Below are 20857 nucleotides of genomic sequence, written 5' to 3'. Positions count from 1 at the left end.
CAGGACCCGTCTGGTATCAGGCGCGCATGAACGACATCAACGACGACGAGACCGGGGCGCCGCAGCAGCGTCACGGACGGGACGAGGCATCCGCGGGCTCCCCCGAGGGACAGGCTTCCGCCAAGCGCACGGCCCCCGCCAGGGCCGCGGCGAAGCCGGCGGCCGCCGAGCCGGAGCCGGAGCGCATCGCCAAGGCGATCGCCCGGGCGGGCGTGGCCTCGCGGCGCGACGCCGAGGCGATGATCCTCGATGGCCGCGTGACCCTGAACGGCCAGCGCCTCGATTCTCCGGCGGTGAACGTCACCTCGGACGACCGCATCACGATCGACAGCGAGCCGCTGCCGACCCGCGAGCGCACCCGCCTGTGGCTGTTCCACAAGCCCCGCGGCGTCGTCACCACGGCCCGCGACCCGGAGGGACGCCAAACGGTGTTCGACGTCCTGCCCGAGGACATGCCCCGGGTGGTGGCGGTCGGCCGGCTCGACATCAACACCGAGGGACTGCTGCTCCTGACCAACGACGGCGGGCTCGCCAAGGTCATCGCCCATCCGGAGACCGGCTGGCTGCGCCGCTACCGCGTGCGCGCCTTCGGCGACGTCGACCAGGCGATGCTCGACGGCTTGCGCAAGGGCGTGACCATCGACGGGATGGAGTACGGCCCGATCGAGGCGACGATCGACCGGGCGCAGGGCGACAACGTCTGGCTGACGCTCGGCCTGCGCGAGGGCAAGAACCGCGAGGTCAAGCGCATCCTCGAGCATCTCGGCCTGTCGGTGAACCGGCTGATCCGGCTCTCCTTCGGGCCGTTCCAGCTCGGCGACCTCGAGGTCGGGCTGGTCGACGAGATCCGCACCCGGGTGCTGAAGGACCAGCTCGGCAACAGCCTCGCCGAGCAGGCCGGCGTCGACTTCACCAGCCCGGTGCGCGAGCCGATCGCCCCGTTCGGCTCGCCGAAGGCCGCCGCCCGCCAGGCGGCGCAGGATGCCGGCCCCCGCGGGCGCGATCCGGCCCGGCCGCAATTCGGCAAGCCGCCCGGCGCGTCGGCGGGCCGGCGCGCGCCGGCGCCGCGCACGGTCTGGCGCGACTCCGAGGCCGAGGCGGCGGGCGACCTGCCGAATCGCGGCCGGGTCCATCGCCGCGGCGACAGCCCGCAGGAGATCCGCGCCGCCACCGCCGACGCCCCGCGCAAGCGAGTCGGCGCCATCGCCTCGGGCGACCGGCGCGTGCTGGTCGAGCGGCTGGTGGCCCAGCCGCAGGAGGAGGCGGCGCCGCACCGCCGCACCAAGTTCCGCGGCGGCGAGGGCGCACCGGACCGCGCCCCCCGCGGCGACGACCGCCCGATGCGGCGCGACCGCGACGGCGACGCCCCGCAGCGCGGCCCGCGCGATGGCAACAGGTTCAGCGGCGCCAAGGCCGGGCTCGGCGACGAGGGCGGTCGCGGGCGCGGCTTCGGCCGCTTCGGCGGACGGCCGGAAGGCGGCGGCCGCTCGTTCGAAGGCCGCTCCGGTGGCGGCCGTTCGTTCGGGAGCGGCGGCGGGGAAGGCCGCTCCTTCGACAAGCGCGGCGAGGGCCGTTCGTTCGGCGACAAGGGCGGCGGTCGCTCGTTCGGTAGCCGCGACGAGGGTCGCGGCTTCGGCGGCGAGGGCCGCGGTCCCGGCGGCCGGAGCGGCGAGGGCCGTTCCTTCGGCGGGCGGGACGAGGGGCGCGGCTTCGGCGGCGAGGGGCGCGGCCCCGGCGGCCGGGGTGGCGAGGGCCGCTCGTTCGGCGGCAAGCCGGGCGGGGGCAAATCCTTCGGCGGCAAGCCGGGCGGCAATTCGTTCGGCGGCAAGTCCTTCGGCGGCAAGTCCTTCGGTGCCAAGCCCGGCGGCTCGTTCGCGGGCCGGGGCGAGGGGCGTCCGGGCGGCGGTGGCGGCCGGCCTGGGGGCAAGCCGTTCGGCAAGCCCGGCGGCGGCTTCCGCTCCGGCGGGGCCGGCGGCGGGGGGAAGCCCGGCGGGCGTCCCGGTGGCCGTCCCGGCGGTGGCCGGCCGCGCGGCTGAGCCTGACCGATGCGGATCGTCGGCGGTGCCTTGCGCGGCCGTAGTCTCGCCGGGCCGCGCAGCGACGCGATCCGGCCGACCTCGGATCGCTTGCGCGAGGCGATGTTCAACGTCCTCACCCACGCCTACGACGATCCGGTCGAGGGCGCCCGCGTCCTCGACCTGTTCGCCGGCACGGGCGCGCTCGCCTGCGAGGCCCTGTCCCGGGGGGCGTCCTTCGCGCTCCTCGTCGACGAGGGCGCGGAGGCGCGCGGCGTGATCCGCCAGAACCTCGACACCCTCGGGCTCGGCGGGGCGACCCGGCTGTTTCGCCGCGACGCCACCCGCCTCGGCGCCGCGCCGCCCGGCGAGGGGTTCGACCTCGCCTTCTGCGATCCGCCCTACGGCCGCGACCTCGCCCCGAAGGCGCTCGCGGCGGCACGCGACGGCGGCTGGCTGAAGGACGGTGCCCTCGCGGTGGTGGAGGAGGCGGCCTCCGCCGCCCTCGCGGCGCCGGAGGGGTTCGCCGAGCTCGAGCGCCGGAGCTACGGCGACACCCAGGTGGCGTTCTGGCGCGTCACTTCCTGACCATCTCGTCGAGGACGCCGGCAAAGCCCGCCGCCGCGACGCCGACGCCGCTCGCCGAGCGGTAGGCGTTGCCGACCCGCGTGCCCCCCGTCACGGCGGTGTGGATGCCGACGAGGGCGGCCGTGCCGTCCGCGTCGAGGACGAGCACGGGCGCGCCGGATTCCCCCGACATCGATTCGCACAGATCGCTCAGCATCCCGGTGTCCGGGGCGTCGATGCGGACGGCGCAGCCGCGGTGGATCACCGGCAGGTAGGGTCGGTCGGCGGCGTAGCCGGCGAGCGCCACCACCGCGCCCGGCCGGCTCCCCGGCAGGTCGGCGTTCGGCAGCACCAGCCAGGGCACCGGCCGCAAGGCCAGGGGCTGGCTCAAGGTGAGGATCACCCAGTCCCGGCCGATCATCCCGGGGGCGATGCCGCCGCGGCTCGGCCGGGTCGCCGCGCGCAGGTCGATCCCGGGGGCGAGGCGGAACGCCTCGATCGCGGCGGTGCCGGTATTGAGGTCGCGGGCCTGGCCGGAGACGAAATGGATCTGGTGCGGCTTGACCCAGGTATCGAGCCGGGCGTCGAACAGGCAGTGGGCGGCGGTCAGCACGTGGCGCGGCCCGACCAGGGTGCCGGTGCAGTGGCTGCGATGGGCCGGGCCCTGGACCACGTTGACCCGGCCGATCGCGGTGAAGGGCCAGGCCGTCGGCTCCATCGGCACGCGCTTGTCCGGCTGGGGACCGTGCGGTGCCGCCTGCGACCGGGCCGCGTCCGGCGCGGCGAGCCCGATCGCCAGCATGGCGGCGGCGAGCGGGCGAAGCGGCGCCCGCCCCCTCCGGCCGAGCCCGGGCGGCATCCTCGTCGACTCCCGTCGCGTCAGCATTCGTGCGTGCATCGTACCGATCCGCATCCAGTGTTCGCGGCGCGGGCGGCAGGACGACGCCGAACCGGGTGAGGTTCGGGGTGCCGGACCGCGCCTTCGCCGTTCGCGCCTCATCCGATCGGAGGCGCCCGAGGCCGCCGCGCTCATAAATTGTTCATCTATGGCAAGAACTCCGGAACTGGCAGGCTGCCGTCGAGGTTAATCGGCCGAGTACCAGTACAGATCTCTCATCCTCGACCCGCACTCACTGGGGGCTTCATGCCGCTGCACCAGACCCTGCCGGCTGCCCGGCTGCGTGCCATGCTCCTGACCGTGACGTCGGGCTGCCTGCTGATCGCCTCGAGCGCCGGGGCGCGGGCGGCGGACGGCGACGGGCTCGACTTCCTGCGGCAGATCTTCTCGCCCCCGCAAGCCACCTACGCGCCGGCCCCGGTGGCGCAGCCCTACGCCGTGCAGCCCTACGACGCGCCGATCCGCCAGCGGGCGAGCCGCCGCAACCGCCTCGCGGCCCAGGCCAAGGCGATGCGCGGCCGCACCCGCTACGTCGCCCTGCCGAAGGCCGACGTGAAGCAGAAGGACGACAAGCCGCTGGCGATCTCGGTGTCGCCGCTCAAGTCCCTCGACGCCCGGAATGCCCTTTTGCGTGATCCGACGCTGCGGCCCGGCGACATCGTCATCATGCCCGAGGGGCCGCGGGTGTTCCACGGCGACCCCGACAGCGACAAGCATCGGATGAGCGACTTCCAGGACGTGAACCGTCCGGGCGTCGTCGCGAGCAAGACCCGCAAGGAGCTGCTCGCCATGACGGCGCCGATCGGCGCCCTGCCGGCCGATGCGGCCCGCCGCATGATGGCGCAGTACCAGAAGGCTACCCCGGCGGCGGTGCCGACGCCCCGCGTCGAGGCGGCGCTCGCCCGCGTGGTGTACCCGGCCCGCTGACCGGTTGCCCGGCCTGCGGCAACGTAGGTGTGACTGACCGAACCTGAGGCGCGGCGGGGCGCGGCTCCGCTTGCTAGGATGGGGCCGGGCCGCAGACCGGCGGCCTCCCGCGTCGAGTCAGTCCGCATGTCGATCCTGAGCAGGTCGTGGAATCGCGCGTCGCCCTTCGGCGCGAGCCTGCATGTTCCCGGCGCCCCGTCACCGCTCGCCCTCGTCGGGGCCCTGGCCCTCGGTGCCGCGGCTCTCGCCGCACCGGCTCCGGCGCGCGCCGCGGACGGCGCCGTCCTGGTGGCGCAGTGCAAGAGCCTCCTGCGCGGCGCCAAGGTGCGCGGCACCGAGGTCGAGTTCCGCCAGGATCCCGAGACCGTCGGCTGCTGGGCCTTCATGGCGGCGGTGCAGGATCTCGCCGGCGTCGCCGACGGCGCCGGCCAGCCGCCGATCCTCGGCGCCTGCCTGCCGCCCGACGGCAACCGCCTGCAGCTCGTCCGGGCGGTCGTGGCCTACGGGGCCGCCCATCCCCCGGCCCTGCGCGAGAATGCCGGCGTCCTCGCCCTCCTCGCCCTGCGCGACGCCTTCCCGTGCCGCAAGGAGTAGCACGCCGCGCGGGTGATCGTCGGTATTGCTGAAGGTTCCGCGGCGTCGCGCTTGGTCGAGCGCCGCGGTTCAGCGTTCACAAGCCGTCGAGAGCGGCATGCTCATCGCTCCCGCCAGAAAAAGGTTCCCGGCAATATTTCCCGCGGCCCCGCTTGCACCGGCCGACACGGCTCATACTCTAATCAAGTAGGCGGGACGGGGCGCCGCCACCGGCGTCGTTCCCGGTCCCGAGCCCGTTCGATCGGAGGATGAGCATGGCCAAGGCCGACAGGCACAACATGGGTCCCGGCGCGCAGGGCAAGGGCTCCGGCACCGGCGCGATGACCGAGCTGCCCGAGGGCATCCTCGAGGAGAACATGGTGCTGAGCAACCGCGACAAGTCCCAGCACGGCGCGGCGCGCGGCCTCGACAGCAAGCACGTCCAGACCGAGCAGTATCACGACCACGCCGCCAACCGGCGCAACTTCGACCAGACCCTTCCCGACCGGGCCGAGCAGAACACCAGCGGCCTGGAAGGTCCGATGACCACGACCTCCGGCAGCGACAGCTCCCTGCGCAGCCAGCAGAAGTAGCCCCGGTCCTCGTACCGGCGACGAGGCCCTCGTCCCACCGGGACGGGGGCCTCGTCATGCGGGATCGTACGCGTAGTCGGGGCGAGGGATCAGGGCAGGGGATCAGGAATTGTCGCGCAGGCCGCTCGCCAGGTCGCGGTTGATCTGGATCAGCGCCGTCAGCTTGTCGGCGCTCGGCTCGACCATCGCATCGAAGGTCCGGGTGAAGACGAAGGCACCGAGGCGGGCCATCGAGGTCTTGAGTTCATCGGGCAGCGGCGCGTCCGGCTCGGTCGCCGCCGTGGAGAGGATCGTCCAGACCTTGCGGTTGAACGCCAGGGCGTCGTCCAGCGTCGGGTGCTGCGCGTCCCAATTGTCCTGGATCGCCTGCAGGCGGACCGCCGCCTTGATCAGCACCGCCGCTTCCGCCTCGCGGGGCGTCAACGCCACCTGGGCCGTTCTCGCGTAGGCGTTCGCGCCGTAGCTCATCGTCTGCCTCTCCGGCTGGCCGCTGAGGCGGCCCCGGAGCCGGTCTGCCATCGATTTGTTAAGCTCGAGTTGTGAAAGAACGCCGACGTTGCGGCATCGGGCACGGCCCGAAGACCGGGGTCTTCGCCCTCAAACCGCTACGATGTCGGCGCAAGGACCGGCCGCTATGCTGAATTTCCTCCTCGGCGCCGTCGCGGGCGCATTGATGGCCTCCGTCGCGACGGTCGCGGCCCTGCGCAATCCGGACGTGCAGGTGAGGATGGGCCTGGTCCGGCCCGAGCCGGTGGCGATCCAGGCGCGGCGCCCGGATCCGGTCTGCCCGCCGGCGCCGGCTCGGACGCATGTTCAGGCGGGAAGCCCGCAGGTCGGGCAGCCGGACATGCTGTTTGCCCGGCGCCGGTTCTGGTCCGTGGCGCCCTGATGCACTCAGACGCTGCTGAGGAGCAGCATCACCACGGTCGTCGCGGCGGTCGAGCCGAGGAAGCCGCAGAGCGCCGCGGTGAACGAGTGGGCACCGGCGGTCGGGGCGGCGAGGCGGGACTCGGACGAGGTCTGGGTGGCGCTGGTCATGGCGAGAGATCCGATCTGGCGCGCCGACGCACGGCGCGGCCCGGTGAGAGAGATGCGTGAATTGTCGGTGAAACGGTGTGCGCTACGGCACGCGCTCAGTCGCAGCGGAAGACCCGCTTCTCCTGGCGCACCGAGCGGATCGCGCTCTTGAGGTCGACCGAGGCGACCCCGAGGCCGCAATCCTCGAGCCGGTCGCGGGCATCCTCGTAGCGGTCCTCGGCATCCCCGAGGTTGTCGCAGACCCGGTCGCGGTCGCCGATGCGGGCGTCCTGGCGGGCCTGGAAGCGAAGGGCACCGGCCTCGTCGATCTTGCGCTGGGCACCGATGCAAGCCGGCTGCGCCAGGGCGGGAGCGGCGAGAAGCAGGAAGGCGGCGACGACGGGCCAGCCGAGCGGAAGACGACGTTGTGGGGACATCGCTGTACTCACGAACAGTTTTGGGATCAGAAGCTGCGGCGATCGACCTCATGGATGAGGCGTAAAGCCCAGCTTGCTTCTTGTGTTCGAGGAACGTCGGGGGCGCCCGTGGGGTTCCGCGCAAAACTGCCTAGATGGCCGGCACGCCACGGCCCGGGCGAGTGCCTTTGCGGTGTCTCAGATCGTAGCGCGGCGACGCCTCGTCGAGCGGATCGTCTCCAGGGTGACCGGGCGGAACTCGCGGGCATCGACGCCGACGTCGTATTGCCGGGTCGCCGGCTTGAGCTTGCCGTGGGAGTGGCCGTGCAGGTTCACGACGCCGCGCCCCATCCGGTTCCAGGTCCGGAAGGCGTAGTGGCACAGCACGAGGTGCTGCCCGTCCACGTCGATCTCGGCGTAATGCGCGACGCTGAGCCAGCCCGGCGCCGTCAGGGTCGCCGGACCGTCGTTGTTGCCGACGATCAGGTGCTTGTGCCCGTTCAGGGCCGCGAGCAGGGCCCGGACCCGCTCCGGCGGCGGCCCGAGGGCGAAGTCGCCGAGGTGCCAGACCGTGTCGTCCGGCGCCACCACCGCGTTCCAGTTCTCGACGAGCGCGGCGTCGTGGGTCGCGAGGTCGGGGAAGGGCCGGCGGTCGATGCGCAGGACGCGCGGGTCGCCGAAATGGGTGTCGCTCGTGAAGTACGTGGTCATGCGGCGTCCGGTCGGTCGCCCGGCCGGAGCCGGGCCGCCAACCGGAAATCCCGCGGGGCGGCGGGGTTCCGCGGAGCCTGCGCCGTCAGTTGAAGCGCACCGGCAGGGTGAAGCTCTGCTGCGCCCCCGTGAACTCCGCCGGCGCCGGCGGCAGGCTGCCGGAGGCCGCCGCCACCGCCGCGGCGTCGATGCTGCCGTTGCCGCTGCTGCCGGCGAGGGAGGCGCCGAGCACCCGGCCGGACCGGGAGACCGTGAAGCGGACCGTCGCGGTGCCGCTCGCCCCGACGCTGCGCGCCCGGCCCTGGATCGCCCCGCGCACCATCGCACCCCAGGCCCGGGCGGCGTTGGCGCTGGCGGCGGCCGAGGCGCCGCCCTGGTTCATCTGCGAGGCGGAGGCCGCGGCGCGGCGCTGGCGGGAGGCCTCGAGCCGGCGCTCCTCGGCCCGCTGCGCCTCGCGCCTCTCGTCGCGGGTCGGCTTCGGCGGCGGCTTCTTCGCCTCGATCGGCTTGGGCTTCTCGACGGGCTTGGGCTTCTCCACCGGCTTCGGCTTGGCGACGGGTTTGGGCTTCTCGACGGGCTTGGGCTCCTGCACGGGCTTGGCCACCACCGCGGCCGGCGCCTCGGCGTTGGTCGAGGTGACGACCTCCTCCTCGGGTTCCTGCACCGCCTCGGTGACGGGCTCGGGCGGTTTCTCCAGCGGCACGGCCTGGGCCGGGACCTGCTCGACCGGGGTCTCCTGCGGGGTCTCCTCGACCTTCGTGTCCGGCGGCGGCGGGGTCTCGACCGGCACCGTGTCGGACGGCGGCTCGGCCGTCGGCACGGTCGTGGGCTCGGTCACGTCGGTGGGGGTCGGCACGGCATCGGCGTCCTTCGCCTCGTTCGGCACGTCGACCGCCGCCATGTCCGGCGCGAGATCGATGGTGATCTCGTTCTCGCCGGTCGGGGTCGCGGGGCTGCGCCAGTAGGTCAGGGCGAAGAGGCCGCCGGCATGGAGCGCCAGCGCCACCAGGAAGGCGAGGCCGAGGCCCGATCCCGGCTCGCGCGGTTCCGGCGCGTCGGTCGTCACGGTGTGGCTCATCGACTTACCGCGGGGCCGCCGGGGCCGGCGCGGCGGCGGGCGTCGCCCCGCCGGACGGCGCGTTGGCGATCAGCGAGACCTTGGCGAAGCCGGCCTGGCCGACGAGGCCCATGACTTCCATGACCTTGCCGTAGGGCACGTCCTTGTCGCCGCGCACCAGCACGGTCTGGCCCGGATCCTCGGCGGCCACCGCCTTCAGGCGGGCGAGCGCGGCGTCGGCCGGCAGCGGCTCCTTGGCGAGGAAGGCCTGGCCGTCCTTGTCGACGGAGACTACCACCGGCTTCTTCGATTCGGCGCTCTTCGCCGCGGCGGTCTTCGGCAGCTGCACCGGCACGCCGACGGTCATCAGGGGTGCGGCGACCATGAAGATGATCAGCAGCACCAGCATCACGTCGACCATCGGGGTGACGTTGATCTCGGACATCGGCGCGGCGTCGAAGCCATCCTCGTCGCCGGCGCCGGCCTGCACCGGTCCCATACCCATCTGGCGGGCCTCCGGCCGCCTGCCTCAGCGGGGCAGGGGCGTCTTCTCGGGTTGAACGGGAGTAGCGATCTACTCGGCGGCGGCGCTGCGGGCGTGGTGGCCGCGGTCGCGGGCCAGCCGGTTGCCGAGGGTCTGGATGCCGGCGACGAAGGCCGACTGCACCTTGCCGAGGTCGCTCGAGAACTTGTTGTAGGCGAGCACCGCGGGAATCGCGACCACGAGGCCGATGGCCGTGGCGAACAAAGCCTCGGCGATGCCCGGCGCCACCACCGCGAGGCTGGTGTCCTGGCTCTTCGCGATCGACGAGAACGAGTTCATGATGCCCCAGACCGTGCCGAACAGGCCGATGAACGGCGCCGCCGAGCCGGCGCTCGCCAGGAACGGCAGCCCGACCTGGAGCCGCTTGACGTCGAGGGTCAGCGCCGCCCGCATGGCGCGCTCGATGCGCTCGCGCCGCTCGGCCCGGGTCTCGCTCGAATCCTGGTCGCGCCAGGCCTCCTGGGCGGCGGCCACCACCCGGGCGCTGATGCCGGAGCGGGCCTCCGGCATGCCGCCGGTGGCGACGAGGCGGCCGAAGGCCTTGGCCTGGCGCCGCGCGCCGGCGATGCGCACCAGCTTCTCGATGATGATCGTCCAGGAGACCAGGGAGGCCAGGACCAGGAGGATCATCACCCCCTTCACGATCGGGTCGGCCTGCAGGAAGAGGCCGAGGAAGGAGAAGTCGTGGCCGGCAGTCGCGGCGGGCGCGGTGGTCGGATCCATCTCGGCGGTCTCCGGGGGAAAAGGAATGAGGGGAAGCGGAGGATCAGCGCACGAACGGCGCGGCGCCCTTGGCGGAGGAGGGCTCGATCCGATCCAGGCAGGATTCGCGGGTCAGGTCCTGACCTTCGCAAGCGGCCACGTCGTTGAGCAGCACCCGGCCGACCTGGGCACAGGGGGTCGGGGATATCTCGAACTGGCGAAGCGCCGTCTTGCGGGCCGGCACCGGGCCGAGCTCGACCATGCTGCGCTTCTGGACGACCCCGTCGGGGTCGAAGGCGTAGAGGTCGAGGCGCAGGGAGCGGATCGGGCCGCCCTTGCCGTTCTCGACGACCAGCACCGCCTTGCAGGTCTCGCCGGCGGTCTCGAGCTTGTTCAGCTCCACCCGCAGCGGCGCGCCGCTCCCGTGCGTCACGGCGGCGTGGGTCACGGCGGCTTCCGCGGACTTCGTCTCCTCGGCGGGGGCCGCCTGCGCCGCCACCGAGGCGGACAGCATCAGCGACAGGCCGAGGGCCGCGTCGCGGGTGACGCGGCCGAGGCGGGCGCGGGACCGGGGCAACCCTTGCGTGAGCACGGTGGACGACTCCTCTGGGACGGCCGAGCGCGGCACGGCCACCAGCGCGCGGGCCGGCCGCCTCTCACGGGCGTCGGCGCGACGCCGTCCCGGCTCTCGCTCCTGTTCGTCGGACAAGGCCGGCGGCCCGAAGATCCCGGATACGGAGATCGCCGGCCGCCGACAGGCACGAACTAGCGAGATGACCGGGCAGGATCAAGGCCGCCCGCGAAACTCAGAGGAATTCCAATCTGTTACCGGGCCGGTGGAAAACCGCCCCGGGATGCTTCGGCAAGCCCCGCTTCCACTTCGTCCTCGCTTATTTCTTCGGCTCGGGTGCGGTCTCGGGAGCCTTGCTCTCCGGAGCCTTCGTCTCGGGAGCTTTCGGCTTGCGCGCCTGCTCGATCGCCTCGGCCTTCTCCTCGTCGGTGTCGCCGCCCTGGTCGATCGTCCGCTCGGGGTTGGCGGCCAGCGCGCGCAGGACGGTCAGAACCTGGGCGCAGACCTTCGGGTGCTTGTAGGTGTCGAGCACCACGGCGGCGTCGCGCAGGGTGCGCAGGTCGCGCACGGCCTGCTCGTTGGCGGGCTTCTGCAACTCGGCGGACTTCGCGATCACGTCCTCGAGCCGCAGGCCGACGACGTCGCAGGTCGCGCTCGGCAGCGGTGCGGCCGCGGGGGCCGGCGCGTCCTTGGCGCCGGCCGTGAGGGCGTGGCCGGCGAGGACGAGGGCGAGGAGGCCGGTCAGGACGAAGGGCGGGCGCATCGGGGTCGGGGCTCCGGTCTTGTGTGAGAGGGGTGTCGGGCTCAGTGCCCGAGGATGCGGTTGGCCAGGGCCACGATCTGGCTCGGCCGGTAGGGCTTCGGCACGAAGACCGAGTCGTCGACGGCCTCGCCCTCGCGCAGGGTGTGGCGGCCGCCCGAGGTGTAGACGACCGGCAGGCGCGGGCAGTGGCGACGGGCGTCGCGGGCCAGGGCCACGCCGTTGGTGTTGCGGGCGAGGTCGATGTCGGTGAACAGCATGTCGACCCGCTCGGCCTGCAGGATGCGGCCGGCCTCGACCGCGTCGGCGGCGGTGAGCACGCGGTAGCCCTCGTCCGCCAGGGCCTCGGCGGCGATCTCGCACACCATGGCCTCGTCCTCGACCACCAGCACCGTCTCGCAGGGGAGGGCGGCGGGCGGCACCATCGCCGCGTAGGCAGACTGGATCATCACGCAACTCGCTCCAGGAGGAGGGGGGGCCGCCGGGCGCACCGGCGACGGTTCGGAGTAGGAACCACCGGAACCTGGGCGGTGTTCGGGCCCGATCCCTCGAATTGCTGCGGTTTGGTGAGCGAAGCCTTAACCCTGCGGGACGCCCGGTTAATCCCGGCCGGAACCGGTCCCGCCCTTGCGCGCCGGCCGCCCGTGTGAGAGGCCCGGCCTCGCATTCGAGGTTCACGGAAGACGAGCGATGAGCGCCACCGCCGCCCCCTCCCTCACCCAGCAGGTCACCGAGATCGCGGCCGGCGCCCACGTCATCGCGGCGCACTGGCTCGGCCGCACCCTCGCGCTCGCCCTCGGCGACGGGGCGGTGCTCCTCGTCACTGAGCGCGGCGAGAGCACGCGGGTCGCGGCGCATCCGGAGGCCGGCATCCTGGTGGCCGCCGGCGACGGCAAGCGCCTCGTCACCGGCGGCGACGACGGACGGGTCGTCGCGGTCAAGGCGGACGGCGCCCTCGAGACGCTCGCCACCGCCAAGGGCGGCGCCTGGATCGACGCGCTGGCGCTCCACGCCGATGGCGGCGTCGCCTACGCGGCGGGCAAGCGCGTCGTCGCCCGCGACGCCAAGGGCCGCGAGAAGACCTTCGAGGCGCCCTCGACCGCCCGCGGCCTCGCCTTCGCGCCCAAGGGCTACCGGCTGGCGGTGTCGCATTACGGCGGCGCCACCCTGTGGTACCCGAACCTCGACACCCCGCCCGAGGCCCTGACCTGGAAGGGCTCGCACATCGACGTGACGTGGTCGACCGACGGGCGCTTCGTCATCACCACGATGCAGGAGAACGCCCTGCACGGCTGGCGCCTGCAGCCCGACCGCGGCCACATGCGGATGACCGGCTACCCCGCCAAGGTGCGCTCCTATGCCTGGTCCTCGGACGGGGACTGGCTGGCGACGAGCGGCGCGGAAGCCGTGATCGTGTGGCCGTTCGATTCGAAGGAAGGCCCGACCGGCAAGGCGCCGCGGGAATGCGGCGTGCGCCCGGCCCGGGTCTCGCGGGTGGCGTTCCACCCCAAGGCCCCCGTGCTGGCCGCGGGCTACGAGGACGGCTGCGTGCTCCTGATCCGCTTCACCGACGCCTCCGAGCTCCTGGTGCGCCCGGCGGTGCGGGGCAGCGCCGTGACGGCGATGAGCTGGCACGCCGGCGGCGAGCACCTTGCCTTCGGCTGCGCCGACGGCCAGGCCGGCCTCCTCAGCCTGCCGCGCTGACCGATGAGCCTGCTCGGCGCCTTCCGCCGGCGCTCGGGGCTGGACGCCGCCTCCCGCGCCCGGGTGGCGGAGATCGCCCGGCGCCTCGGCGGCTTCGGCCCGGAGGTGAGCCTGACGGTGAGCGAGATCGTCTGCGCCGACCCGGCCTGCCCGGGCACCGAGACCGTGATCCTGGTGATGGCCCCGGGGGCGCGCACGCGCGCCTGCAAGGTGGGAAAGGCCCTGGAGGCGGTGACGGAGGAGGACGTGGCGGCGGCGCTCGACCGCTGAGCCGCCGCGCGGGGCTGCGGTCGCACCGAGCGCCCTGCCTCAGTGTTGCGCCCCATCTACAGCGCACCGACCGCCCTCTCGACTAGGAGGGAGTACGGCTCCGTTTCGGGTGCCGTCAGCCGGAACAGCCGCCATGCCGCGCGCGACGTCGCACACCCCCGATCCCGCCGTCGACGCCGCGGCGCTCCTGCGCCGTCTCGCCTTCTTCGGCCTGACGGCGGTGATCCCGGTCACCGCGCTCGTGTCGCGGCGCAGCGTCGTGATCCTGGCGCCGATCGGCATCGCGCTCCTCATCATCGCGGCCCTGCTCGACGGCGCCCAGCGCCCCCTCGGCGCTGGCTTGACGCGCCTCGGCGGCGCGCGGGCGATCCTGGCCGGCGCGCTGCTGCTCGGCTGGTGCGCCCTGTCTCTCGTCTGGACGCCGTTCCCGGGCCCGGCGAGCGAGCGCCTCCTCAACCTCGCCGCCACGGTGGGGCTGACGGTGGCGGGCTACCTCGCGCTGCCGGACCGGATGCGCTCGGCCAACCTCTACCTCCTGCCCCTCGGGGTCGGGGCGGCGGCGATCGGGGCGGTGCTGCTCGGGCTGTTCAGCGGCGCCGCCTTGCGCGGCGGCTTCGAAGACGACAGCGCGCTGGAGCGCGGCGCGATGCTCCTCGCCCTGCTGGTCTGGCCCGCCGCCGCCTGGCTGCGCTCGCGCCGGCGCGACATGGAGGCGCTCGGCCTCGCCGTGGTGGTGGCGCTGGCCCTGGTGCTGGCCCCCGGCCCGGTGCCGCTCCTGGCGCTGGCCTGCGGTGCGGGCGCCTTCGCGCTCTCGGCCTGGCGCCAGCGCCTCGGCGTGCGGGTCACCGCCGGGGTCGCGGCCGGCCTCGTCGCGCTGGCGCCGCTGCTGCCCTTCATCCTGCGGCCGCTGCTGACGCCGGTGCTCGGGCCGCTCCACCCGACGGTCCTGTCCCTGAAGGCCTGGCAGCGGGTGGTGACGAGCGAGCCGCTGCGCCTCATCACCGGCCACGGCCTTGAGACCGCGATCCGCGGCAAGGTGATCGGCATGCTGCCGGCCAACGCCCCGGCCTCGCTGCTGTTCGAGATCTGGTACGAGCTCGGCATCGTCGGCGCCTTCGCGGCGGCCTTCGTGCTGTGGAACGGCATCCGCCATTCGGGCCGCGAGCACCCGGTGCTGACGCCCGGCGCGATGGCCACCGCCGCCACCGCCTTCGCCTCCGCCTGCCTCGGCATCGGCACCACCGCGAGCTGGTGGTTCACCAGCGTGACCGTGGTGGTGCTGATCTTCATCGCGACGGAGCGGGGCCAGTTCCGCACCAGCCGGCCGAAGGCGAGCGCGCTTCCGCCGCGCAGTGCGGCCTGACGCGGGACGTCCGGTCGTCGAGCCAGGCGCGGGCCGCGTCGAGGGTCGGGAAGGTCGGCGGGCGCGGCTCGCCGGCGACCCGTCCGAACCCCGCCTCCAGGAACCAGTGCCGGCCGACCCCGAGCTCGTCGTAGAGGTCCGGGTCGAGCAGGGTCAGGACGCCGATGAGGCGCCCGTCGCGGAAGGCCAGGCGGCCCTCGCTGTCGATGCTGCCGGTATCGATGACGACGGGGGTGAGGGTGATGGCGGCGGGCATGTCCGGTTCACGGTGACGAGCGGGCTGACGATGCATCGCCTCCGATAGGGTTGCGTCCAAGCATCGACAATCGTCTCACGGTTATACTGCCCCCGTGCATGTTGGCGCCGGTCGAGCACCGCTCGAGAACGAATGAGACAAGTTCAGCAATGTTTTAGATCGGCACGAGCCGTCGAGCGTGCGGCTCTCGCCATAGCCCGTCAGGACTATGCCGTCGGTACCCCAGCAAGGAATCCCGGTGGCGAGGCCTAAGGCGTCCGGACCCGGGCCTCACTCCTCGGCCGCTACCTCGATCGCCGCCATGTCGTCGTCGGAGAGCCCGAAATGATGGCCGATCTCGTGCACCAGCACGTGGGCGACGAGGTGGCCCAGGGTCTCGTCGTGCTCGGCCCAGTAATCGAGCAGCGGCCGGCGATAGAGCCAGACCATGTTGGGGAACTGCCCGGTGGCGAGGTTCAGGGCGCCGCCTCCCTGCGCCAGGCCGGTGCCGCGAAAAAGCCCGAGGAGGTCGAACTCGCTCTCGCAGCCCATCTCCTCCAGGGTCTCGTCGTCGGGAAACTCCTCGACCCGGATCACCACGCCCTCGCACAGGGCCCGGAACTCGTCCGGCAGACGCGCGAAGGCCGCCTCGGCCAGGGTCTCGAAGGTCGCGAGGTCGGGGGCCCGGCGGGTGCTCCAGTCTATGTCGGACATCGTCGTCTCTGGCTCGCGAAGGGTCACCACAGGTTCAGCTGCCGGCCGAGCAGGTAGCCCAGGACGACGAGGGCCGCGAAGCCGAGCCCGCGACCGATCCGCCGGCCCCAGATCTCCGCCGGGTCGTCCTCGCCTCCGCCGTCCGGCGGGCTCACGCCGCGACCGCCGGGGCGACGCGATCGGTGAGGAAGCCCGCGAGGTCGTTGGTGATGTGGTCGATGTGGGGCGCGCGCACCGCCTCCTGCTCGAAGCTCTCGCGGAACGGATCGATGGTGCGGGGCACCACCAGCACCGTCGCCATGCCGAGGTCGTGCGGGACGACGAGGTTCTTGGCGATGTCCTCGAACAGGGCCGAGCGGGTCGGGTCGACGCCGTGGCGGTCCAGGAACTTCTCGTAGGCCGAGCGCTCGGGCTTGGGCACGAAGTCGGCCGCCGCGATGTCGAACACGTCCTCGAAATGGTCGAGGATGCCGAGCTTCCTCGCCACGTTCTCGGCGTGCCGGCGCGAGCCGTTGGTGAGGATCAGCTTGCGGCCGGGCAGGCCCTCGATCGCCAGTCCCAGGTCCGGATTGAGCGCGATGCTCGAATGGTCGATGTCGTGGGCGAAGTCGAGGAACTCGTAGGGGTCGATCTTCCACTCGGCCATCAGCGCGCGGAGCGTCGTGCCGTAGCGGTGGTAGAAGTACTTCTGCAGGGCGCGGGCCGAGATCCCGTCGAGCCCGAACAGGTTCATCACGTAGAGGGTGATGCGCTCGTCGACCTGCGGCCAGACCCGGGCGTCGTGGGGATAGAGCGTGTTGTCGAGGTCGAACACCCAGGTGTCGATCCCGGAGAAGCCGCGGGCCTGAGGCCCGGTGAGGTGGCTCTCGCCTGGCAGGAGCAAGGGACGTTCCGGCGACGGGGGCCCCGCGGCCCCGGACGCTCAAGATAAGCGAGGCGGGGCGGAAGGGAAGACGGGGGACGGGCGGTCCTGTCGGGCCGCCCGCCGGGAGCGCGTCTCAAGACCGGCGGATCAGCGTGCCGGCGCCGTAATCGGTGAACAGCTCGAGCAGCACCGCGTGCGGCACCTTGCCGTCCAGGATGACCACCGCCTCGACGCCCTGCTCCAGCGCGTAGATGCAGGTCTCGATCTTCGGGATCATGCCGGCCGTGATGGTCCCGTCGGCGATGAGCCGGCGGCAATCCTCGATCGACAGTTCCGGGATCAGCTTCTTGTTCTTGTCGAGCACGCCCGGCACGTCGGTCAGGAGCAGCAGGCGCTTGGCCCGCATCGCCCCGGCGATCGCACCCGCGAAGGTGTCGGCGTTGACGTTGTAGGTCTGGCCGTCGCCGCCGACCGCCACGGGGGCGAGGACCGGGATCAGCTCGGCCTTCAGCACTGCGTCGAGCACCGTGCGGTCGACGTGCTCGGGCTCGCCGACGAGGCCGAGGTCGATGTGGCGCTCGATGTGGGAATCGGGATCGACCACCGTGCGCGCGGCGCGGCGCGCCCGCACCATGTTGCCGTCCTTGCCGCACAGGCCGATTGCCTTGCCGCCCTCGGCCGAGATCCAGCCGACGATCTGCTTGTTGATCGAGCCGGCGAGGACCATCTCGACCACCTCGACGGTGGCCTCGTCGGTGACGCGCAGGCCCTCGCGGAACTCGGACTTGATGCCGAGCCGGTCGAGCATGCGGCCGATCTGCGGCCCGCCGCCATGGACCACCACGGGCTTCAAGCCCGACTGCTCGAGCAGCACGATGTCCTCGGCGAAGTCCTCCGCCGCGGCGCGGTCGCCCATGGCGTGGCCGCCGTACTTGATGACGACGATCTCCTCGTCGTAGCGCTGCATGTGGGGCAGCGCCTGGACCAGGACCTCGGCCCGCACGTGAACGTTGGGCAACTGGACGTCGGGCGCTTTGTCCGCTCCGGAATCGCTCATCGCGGCGGGTTTCCTCTCGCAGGGTCGGGCCGCGGCACGAGGGCGGCGCGCGGCCGGTATCGGCGCGGGGTTCTACGCATCATCGCGCGGCCTGTCACACCGAAATCGCACGCGGACCTTCCACGCGACGCTCCCGGGCGCGACGACCGCGCCCGCGCACGGGGCCGTCGGGCTCCGGCGCGGGTTCTGGGCCCGGGTCGCGACGGTTCGATGACGGTGATCTTTACGCATGGTTAACCACGTTGGGAACATCCTGTGGACGCTCCACCAAGGTTCCGACCGATGCGCCCCGCCGACTTGCTCCTGCCGCGCCCCGCCCTCACCAACCCCGCGCTGCTCGCCGCGACGGTCAGCTCGCTCAGCGACCGCGCCGCCAGCCGCCAGGATCTCTGGCGCCTCCTCACCGACAGCTACACGGTCGACCTCGACGAGGTGGCGGCGGTGCTGCCGCGCCAGGAACCGGAGCCGGCCTGGCTGCCGACGAAGGGGTGAGGCGGGCGCTGGGTTCAGCCTGGGATCTGAAGCGGCCGGACGCTATGATGGGCGCGGTTGCGCGGGTCCCTGGCTGAGCCGCGGTCAGGGTTCCGATGGTGATCCACCGCCTCGAAATCGAGAATTTCGCGTCGATCCGCGACCGGCAGGTGATCGACCTGCGGGTGACGGGGACGCATCCGGACGAAGTGAGCCGCGCGGCGCCATTGTGGCGTGGATCGCGCGAGCATGCGCCGAAGGTCGTCGCTCTGTTCGGTGCCAACGCGTCGGGCAAGTCGAACGTCCTGCGAGCGCTGTCGTTCCTCATCTGGTTCATCAAGGACAGCTTTGGGGCTGGTCCGACCAACCGGCTGCCGTTCGAGCGCTTCAACGACGAAGTCGGATTGAAGGCGCCGACCCGGCTGGCGGTTCATCTCGGTGGCCCGGTCGATCTTGCCGCGGCCGATGATCCTCAGGGTCGTCAGTGTCGGTACGTCTACGAGTTGACGATTGAGGGCGACCTTGCGGCCCCACTCGTTACGGAGTCGCTTCTCTACTGGCCACAGGGAAGAAAGGTCACGCTCTTCGAGCGCCGATCTGACAAGACGGTGTCAGCTGCAAAGTCTTTTAACCTTCATCGGCACCGTGGTGCACTGGAGGCGATCCTCAGATCCAATGCGAGCGCAATCTCGACGCTGGCACAGATTAATCATCCCTATTCAAAATATATTATAGACATCGCCGACACAGTTGAAAAAAATATATTATTCAATAGAATGGAATTTAAACGATGAGGATGTGATAAAGTATTATTTTGACAACCCGCATTATATTGAGAAAATTAATAACGATATTGCACGAATCGATGTCGGTGTGGCGCAGGTCGAAGTCAGTATCGTCGGCGGTACACCCGCGGCATTTTTTTCGCACCACGGTCTCTTCGCGCCAATGCCGTTTGGGTTTGAGAGCCACGGCACGCGGCAATTCTTCAAGCTTTATCCTTCTCTGGTTTTCGTTCTGGAGCGCGGCGGCGTGGCAATCATCGACGAGCTTGACGCCGCCATTCATCCTCTCGTCCTCCCCGAAATTCTCCGCTGGTTTCATGATCCGGGGCGTAATCCGCACGACGCTCAGCTCTGGATCACTTGCCACAATGCCTCCCTGCTGGAGCACTTGACCCCCGGCGAGGTGCTGTTCTGCGAGAAGGACGGCGCCGGTCGCACTCAGGTCTACGGCCTGAGCGACATCGACAAGATCTCCGCCGACGACAACTTCTACCGCAAATACATGGGCGGCCTGTTCGGCGCGGTGCCACAGATCGGATGACGCGCAGCCCGCGAAAGATCCCACAACGACGGCGGATCTTCCTCGGCTGCGAGGGCGAGAGCGAGCGCAGCTACGGGGTGCTGCTCGGCCGGCTCGTGGAGGCGCGCCACCGCCGGGTCCACATCGATGCGGTCATCCTTCAGCCTGGGGGAGGCGATCCCTTGGCCCTGGTCGAACTGGCCGCCCGGCAAGCGCGACGGCGGGCCGATCTCGGAGAGGATTACGCCTTCAAGGCTGTCCTCTTGGACGGCGACACGACGGGACGCAACCCGGACCGCGACGCGAAAGTGGCCGGCACCGCCGAGCGGAATGGCCTGATGCTGATCTGGCAGATTCCCTGCCACGAGGCCCTGATCCTGCGCCATCTCGAAGGCTGCGCGCCTTGCGCCCAACGAACAGCGCCCGGGCGTTGGAAGAGCTTCAGAAGCGCTGGCCGGAATATCGAAAGGCCCTTCCCGCCGACAGGCTGGCCGCGCGGCTGGACGAGGCCGCGGTGCTCCGGGTCGCCGAGGCCGAGGCGGCGCTGACATGCCTGCTCACAGCCCTCGAGTTCGGCCGCGACTGACCTCAAGCCCTGTCAGCCCACCCGCAGCACGTCCCCCGCCCGCACCTCGCCCCCCGCCGCCACCTCGGCGTAGACGCCGCAATCGGCGTGGCCGAGGTTCCTCTGCAGGGCGTCGGGGATCGCGAGGTCGCGCTCGCCCGTCGCCGGATCGACGTTGGTGGCGGCGCAGCGCACGATGCGCTTCGTCACCTTCAGGCGCACGCCTGCATCCGTGACGAACTCGGTCCCGACGAGGTCGAGCTCGGCGAAGGCCGGCAGGCCGGTGACGTGCAGGTTGCCGCGGAAGCGCAGCGGATCGACCGGCGCGCCCACCATGTCCTCGACCGCCGCGACGCTCGCGAGGTTGATGAGCGAGACGAAGCCGCTGCGCGAATCGGTGAAGCGATAGCCCTGCGGCGCGGCGAGCACCTTCGGCGGGCCGCGCAGCTCCTTCGGGATGTAGCGGCGAAAGAACGCCTCGATGGCAAGCCGTCCCTCCGACGTCCCGAGATCCCCGCTCGCCGCCTCGCGGTCGCCCTCGCGGATCGTCAGCACGCCGGTGGCGTCGTCGTAGGCCGTGGTCAGGCGGGCCAGGGCCTCGTTGCGCATCAGCATCAGGTACTTGATCTTGGGCTGATGCACCGGGGCGGCGGGATCGAAGCCGCTCGGGCCGTTCTCCACCGCGAACAGCCGGTCGCCCGGGAAGTAGGCGCCGGCTTGCAGCGCGGCCGAGGCGAGGGGTTCGGGCGAGAGCCCCTTCACCGGGTAGCGGTGGAGGGCGGTGACGGTGAGGGCGGCGGAGGTCATGCCCCCTTGGTTAGTGGAAATCGGCCGTCCTGAACATCGGGCGCAGCGCCTCCCGCCGACCCATCCCCCCGCCGCATGCCTTGCGCCCGCGAAATCGGGGCGCCCGCCCCTTGTGTTACCGATATGTCACACCACATGGGGAGGGCCGGC

General features: G+C 71.9%; 30 protein-coding genes. 13 read left to right on the top strand and 17 right to left on the bottom strand.

All coding sequences use genetic code 11. The features are described from left to right. Positions 1-26: 26 nt before the first annotated feature. Together DK419_RS18030 and rsmD are read left to right on the top strand one after the other, a co-directional pair. Positions 27-2036, top strand: a complete 2010-nt coding sequence (locus tag DK419_RS18030) for a pseudouridine synthase (RefSeq protein ID WP_109960309.1) — start codon at positions 27-29, stop codon at positions 2034-2036. Between the two features lie 9 nt (positions 2037-2045). Then, complete coding sequence (gene rsmD / locus DK419_RS18025) at positions 2046-2603, top strand: 16S rRNA (guanine(966)-N(2))-methyltransferase RsmD (protein ID WP_109960308.1); 558 nt, start codon at positions 2046-2048, stop codon at positions 2601-2603. Here rsmD and DK419_RS18020 read toward each other — a convergent pair. Continuing rightward, positions 2593-3441: a trypsin-like serine peptidase gene (locus tag DK419_RS18020; RefSeq protein WP_245442519.1), complete on the bottom strand. Its 849-nt coding sequence runs from the start codon at positions 3439-3441 to the stop codon at positions 2593-2595. The genes rsmD and DK419_RS18020 overlap by 11 nt on opposite strands. Positions 3442-3726: 285 nt before the next feature. Between DK419_RS18020 and DK419_RS18015 the strand changes: the two genes are divergently transcribed. From DK419_RS18015 to DK419_RS18005, 3 genes are all read left to right on the top strand, one after another. Beyond that, positions 3727-4407, top strand: coding sequence for a hypothetical protein (locus DK419_RS18015; protein ID WP_109960306.1), 681 nt, complete (start codon positions 3727-3729; stop codon positions 4405-4407). 126 nt (positions 4408-4533) lie between these two features. After that, positions 4534-5001 (top strand): Rap1a/Tai family immunity protein, encoded by a 468-nt coding sequence (locus DK419_RS18010; protein ID WP_245442517.1) that lies wholly within the window; start codon positions 4534-4536, stop codon positions 4999-5001. Positions 5002-5255: 254 nt separating this feature from the next. Then, positions 5256-5573 carry a hypothetical protein gene (locus DK419_RS18005; RefSeq protein WP_109960305.1) on the top strand — a complete coding sequence of 106 codons (318 nt, stop codon included), beginning with the start codon at positions 5256-5258 and terminating at the stop codon, positions 5571-5573. 102 nt (positions 5574-5675) lie between these two features. Here the strand turns inward: DK419_RS18005 and flaF are convergent, their stop codons facing one another. Then, complete coding sequence (gene flaF, locus DK419_RS18000) at positions 5676-6041, bottom strand: flagellar biosynthesis regulator FlaF (RefSeq protein ID WP_109960304.1); 366 nt, start codon at positions 6039-6041, stop codon at positions 5676-5678. Between the two features lie 166 nt (positions 6042-6207). Between flaF and DK419_RS17995 the strand changes: the two genes are divergently transcribed. Further along, the gene (locus DK419_RS17995) at positions 6208-6462 is read left to right on the top strand and encodes a hypothetical protein (RefSeq protein WP_109960303.1); all 255 of its coding nucleotides are present in this window, start codon (positions 6208-6210) and stop codon (positions 6460-6462) included. Between the two features lie 5 nt (positions 6463-6467). On the opposite strand, the gene DK419_RS29055 is transcribed toward DK419_RS17995, so the two are convergent. From DK419_RS29055 to DK419_RS17955, 9 genes are all read right to left on the bottom strand, one after another. Continuing rightward, positions 6468-6611, bottom strand: coding sequence for a hypothetical protein (locus DK419_RS29055; RefSeq protein ID WP_167450839.1), 144 nt, complete (start codon positions 6609-6611; stop codon positions 6468-6470). A 95-nt stretch (positions 6612-6706) separates the two neighbouring features. Then, positions 6707-7027, bottom strand: a complete 321-nt coding sequence (locus DK419_RS17990; protein WP_109960302.1) for a hypothetical protein — start codon at positions 7025-7027, stop codon at positions 6707-6709. Between the two features lie 177 nt (positions 7028-7204). Then, positions 7205-7717: a metallophosphoesterase family protein gene (locus DK419_RS17985; RefSeq protein ID WP_109960301.1), complete on the bottom strand. Its 513-nt coding sequence runs from the start codon at positions 7715-7717 to the stop codon at positions 7205-7207. An 85-nt stretch (positions 7718-7802) separates the two neighbouring features. Continuing rightward, the gene (locus DK419_RS17980) at positions 7803-8795 is read right to left on the bottom strand and encodes an energy transducer TonB family protein (RefSeq protein WP_109960300.1); all 993 of its coding nucleotides are present in this window, start codon (positions 8793-8795) and stop codon (positions 7803-7805) included. A 4-nt stretch (positions 8796-8799) separates the two neighbouring features. Beyond that, complete coding sequence (gene tolR / locus DK419_RS17975) at positions 8800-9279, bottom strand: protein TolR (protein WP_109960299.1); 480 nt, start codon at positions 9277-9279, stop codon at positions 8800-8802. A 69-nt stretch (positions 9280-9348) separates the two neighbouring features. Beyond that, complete coding sequence (locus DK419_RS17970; protein WP_109960298.1) at positions 9349-10041, bottom strand: MotA/TolQ/ExbB proton channel family protein; 693 nt, start codon at positions 10039-10041, stop codon at positions 9349-9351. Between the two features lie 43 nt (positions 10042-10084). Further along, on the bottom strand, positions 10085-10612 hold the full coding sequence (locus DK419_RS17965) for a Tat pathway signal protein (protein WP_109960297.1): 528 nt from the start codon (positions 10610-10612) through the stop codon (positions 10085-10087). 298 nt (positions 10613-10910) lie between these two features. Further along, complete coding sequence (locus DK419_RS17960) at positions 10911-11354, bottom strand: photosystem reaction center subunit H (RefSeq protein WP_245442515.1); 444 nt, start codon at positions 11352-11354, stop codon at positions 10911-10913. A 41-nt stretch (positions 11355-11395) separates the two neighbouring features. Further along, positions 11396-11800 carry a response regulator gene (locus DK419_RS17955; RefSeq protein WP_109960296.1) on the bottom strand — a complete coding sequence of 135 codons (405 nt, stop codon included), beginning with the start codon at positions 11798-11800 and terminating at the stop codon, positions 11396-11398. Between the two features lie 241 nt (positions 11801-12041). Here DK419_RS17955 and DK419_RS17950 point away from each other — a divergent pair, with 241 nt between their 5' ends. From DK419_RS17950 to DK419_RS17940, 3 genes are all read left to right on the top strand, one after another. Continuing rightward, positions 12042-13055: a WD40 repeat domain-containing protein gene (locus DK419_RS17950; RefSeq protein WP_109960295.1), complete on the top strand. Its 1014-nt coding sequence runs from the start codon at positions 12042-12044 to the stop codon at positions 13053-13055. A 3-nt stretch (positions 13056-13058) separates the two neighbouring features. Next, positions 13059-13325 carry a hypothetical protein gene (locus DK419_RS17945; RefSeq protein ID WP_109960294.1) on the top strand — a complete coding sequence of 89 codons (267 nt, stop codon included), beginning with the start codon at positions 13059-13061 and terminating at the stop codon, positions 13323-13325. Positions 13326-13458: 133 nt separating this feature from the next. Further along, a complete protein-coding gene (locus DK419_RS17940; RefSeq protein ID WP_109960293.1) occupies positions 13459-14688 on the top strand; it encodes a peptide ABC transporter permease in 1230 nt (409 codons plus the stop codon). On the opposite strand, the gene DK419_RS17935 is transcribed toward DK419_RS17940, so the two are convergent. The 5 genes from DK419_RS17935 to argB form a co-directional block, all read right to left on the bottom strand. Then, the gene (locus tag DK419_RS17935) at positions 14612-14944 is read right to left on the bottom strand and encodes a hypothetical protein (RefSeq protein ID WP_208642212.1); all 333 of its coding nucleotides are present in this window, start codon (positions 14942-14944) and stop codon (positions 14612-14614) included. The genes DK419_RS17940 and DK419_RS17935 overlap by 77 nt on opposite strands. Positions 14945-15214: 270 nt before the next feature. Next, positions 15215-15637, bottom strand: a complete 423-nt coding sequence (locus DK419_RS17930) for a metallopeptidase family protein (RefSeq protein ID WP_109960292.1) — start codon at positions 15635-15637, stop codon at positions 15215-15217. 23 nt (positions 15638-15660) lie between these two features. Beyond that, positions 15661-15792, bottom strand: coding sequence for a hypothetical protein (locus DK419_RS29845; RefSeq protein WP_280953903.1), 132 nt, complete (start codon positions 15790-15792; stop codon positions 15661-15663). Continuing rightward, the gene (locus DK419_RS17925; RefSeq protein ID WP_109960291.1) at positions 15789-16520 is read right to left on the bottom strand and encodes a pyrimidine 5'-nucleotidase; all 732 of its coding nucleotides are present in this window, start codon (positions 16518-16520) and stop codon (positions 15789-15791) included. Before DK419_RS17925 ends, DK419_RS29845 begins: the two co-directional genes overlap by 4 nt. 115 nt (positions 16521-16635) lie before the next feature. Next, positions 16636-17559, bottom strand: a complete 924-nt coding sequence (argB, locus tag DK419_RS17920; protein WP_109960290.1) for an acetylglutamate kinase — start codon at positions 17557-17559, stop codon at positions 16636-16638. 282 nt (positions 17560-17841) lie between these two features. Between argB and DK419_RS17915 the strand changes: the two genes are divergently transcribed. From DK419_RS17915 to DK419_RS17905, 4 genes are all read left to right on the top strand, one after another. Beyond that, on the top strand, positions 17842-18051 hold the full coding sequence (locus DK419_RS17915; RefSeq protein ID WP_109960289.1) for a hypothetical protein: 210 nt from the start codon (positions 17842-17844) through the stop codon (positions 18049-18051). Positions 18052-18146: 95 nt separating this feature from the next. Continuing rightward, positions 18147-18824: an AAA family ATPase gene (locus DK419_RS29555; protein ID WP_245442512.1), complete on the top strand. Its 678-nt coding sequence runs from the start codon at positions 18147-18149 to the stop codon at positions 18822-18824. Between the two features lie 4 nt (positions 18825-18828). Then, positions 18829-19356, top strand: a complete 528-nt coding sequence (locus DK419_RS29550) for an AAA family ATPase (protein WP_245442510.1) — start codon at positions 18829-18831, stop codon at positions 19354-19356. Next, positions 19353-19883: a hypothetical protein gene (locus tag DK419_RS17905; protein ID WP_208642211.1), complete on the top strand. Its 531-nt coding sequence runs from the start codon at positions 19353-19355 to the stop codon at positions 19881-19883. The genes DK419_RS29550 and DK419_RS17905 overlap by 4 nt, the downstream gene beginning before the upstream one ends. A gap of 50 nt (positions 19884-19933) precedes the next feature. On the opposite strand, the gene DK419_RS17900 is transcribed toward DK419_RS17905, so the two are convergent. Next, on the bottom strand, positions 19934-20707 hold the full coding sequence (locus DK419_RS17900) for an MOSC domain-containing protein (protein WP_109960288.1): 774 nt from the start codon (positions 20705-20707) through the stop codon (positions 19934-19936). Positions 20708-20857: the final 150 nt, after the last annotated feature.

Origin of the sequence: Methylobacterium terrae (assembly GCF_003173755.1) — a bacterium.
GTDB classification, from domain to species: domain Bacteria; phylum Pseudomonadota; class Alphaproteobacteria; order Rhizobiales; family Beijerinckiaceae; genus Methylobacterium; species Methylobacterium terrae.
Note: the sequence above shows the minus strand (reverse complement) of the source record. Positions and strands in the feature narration are given on the sequence as shown.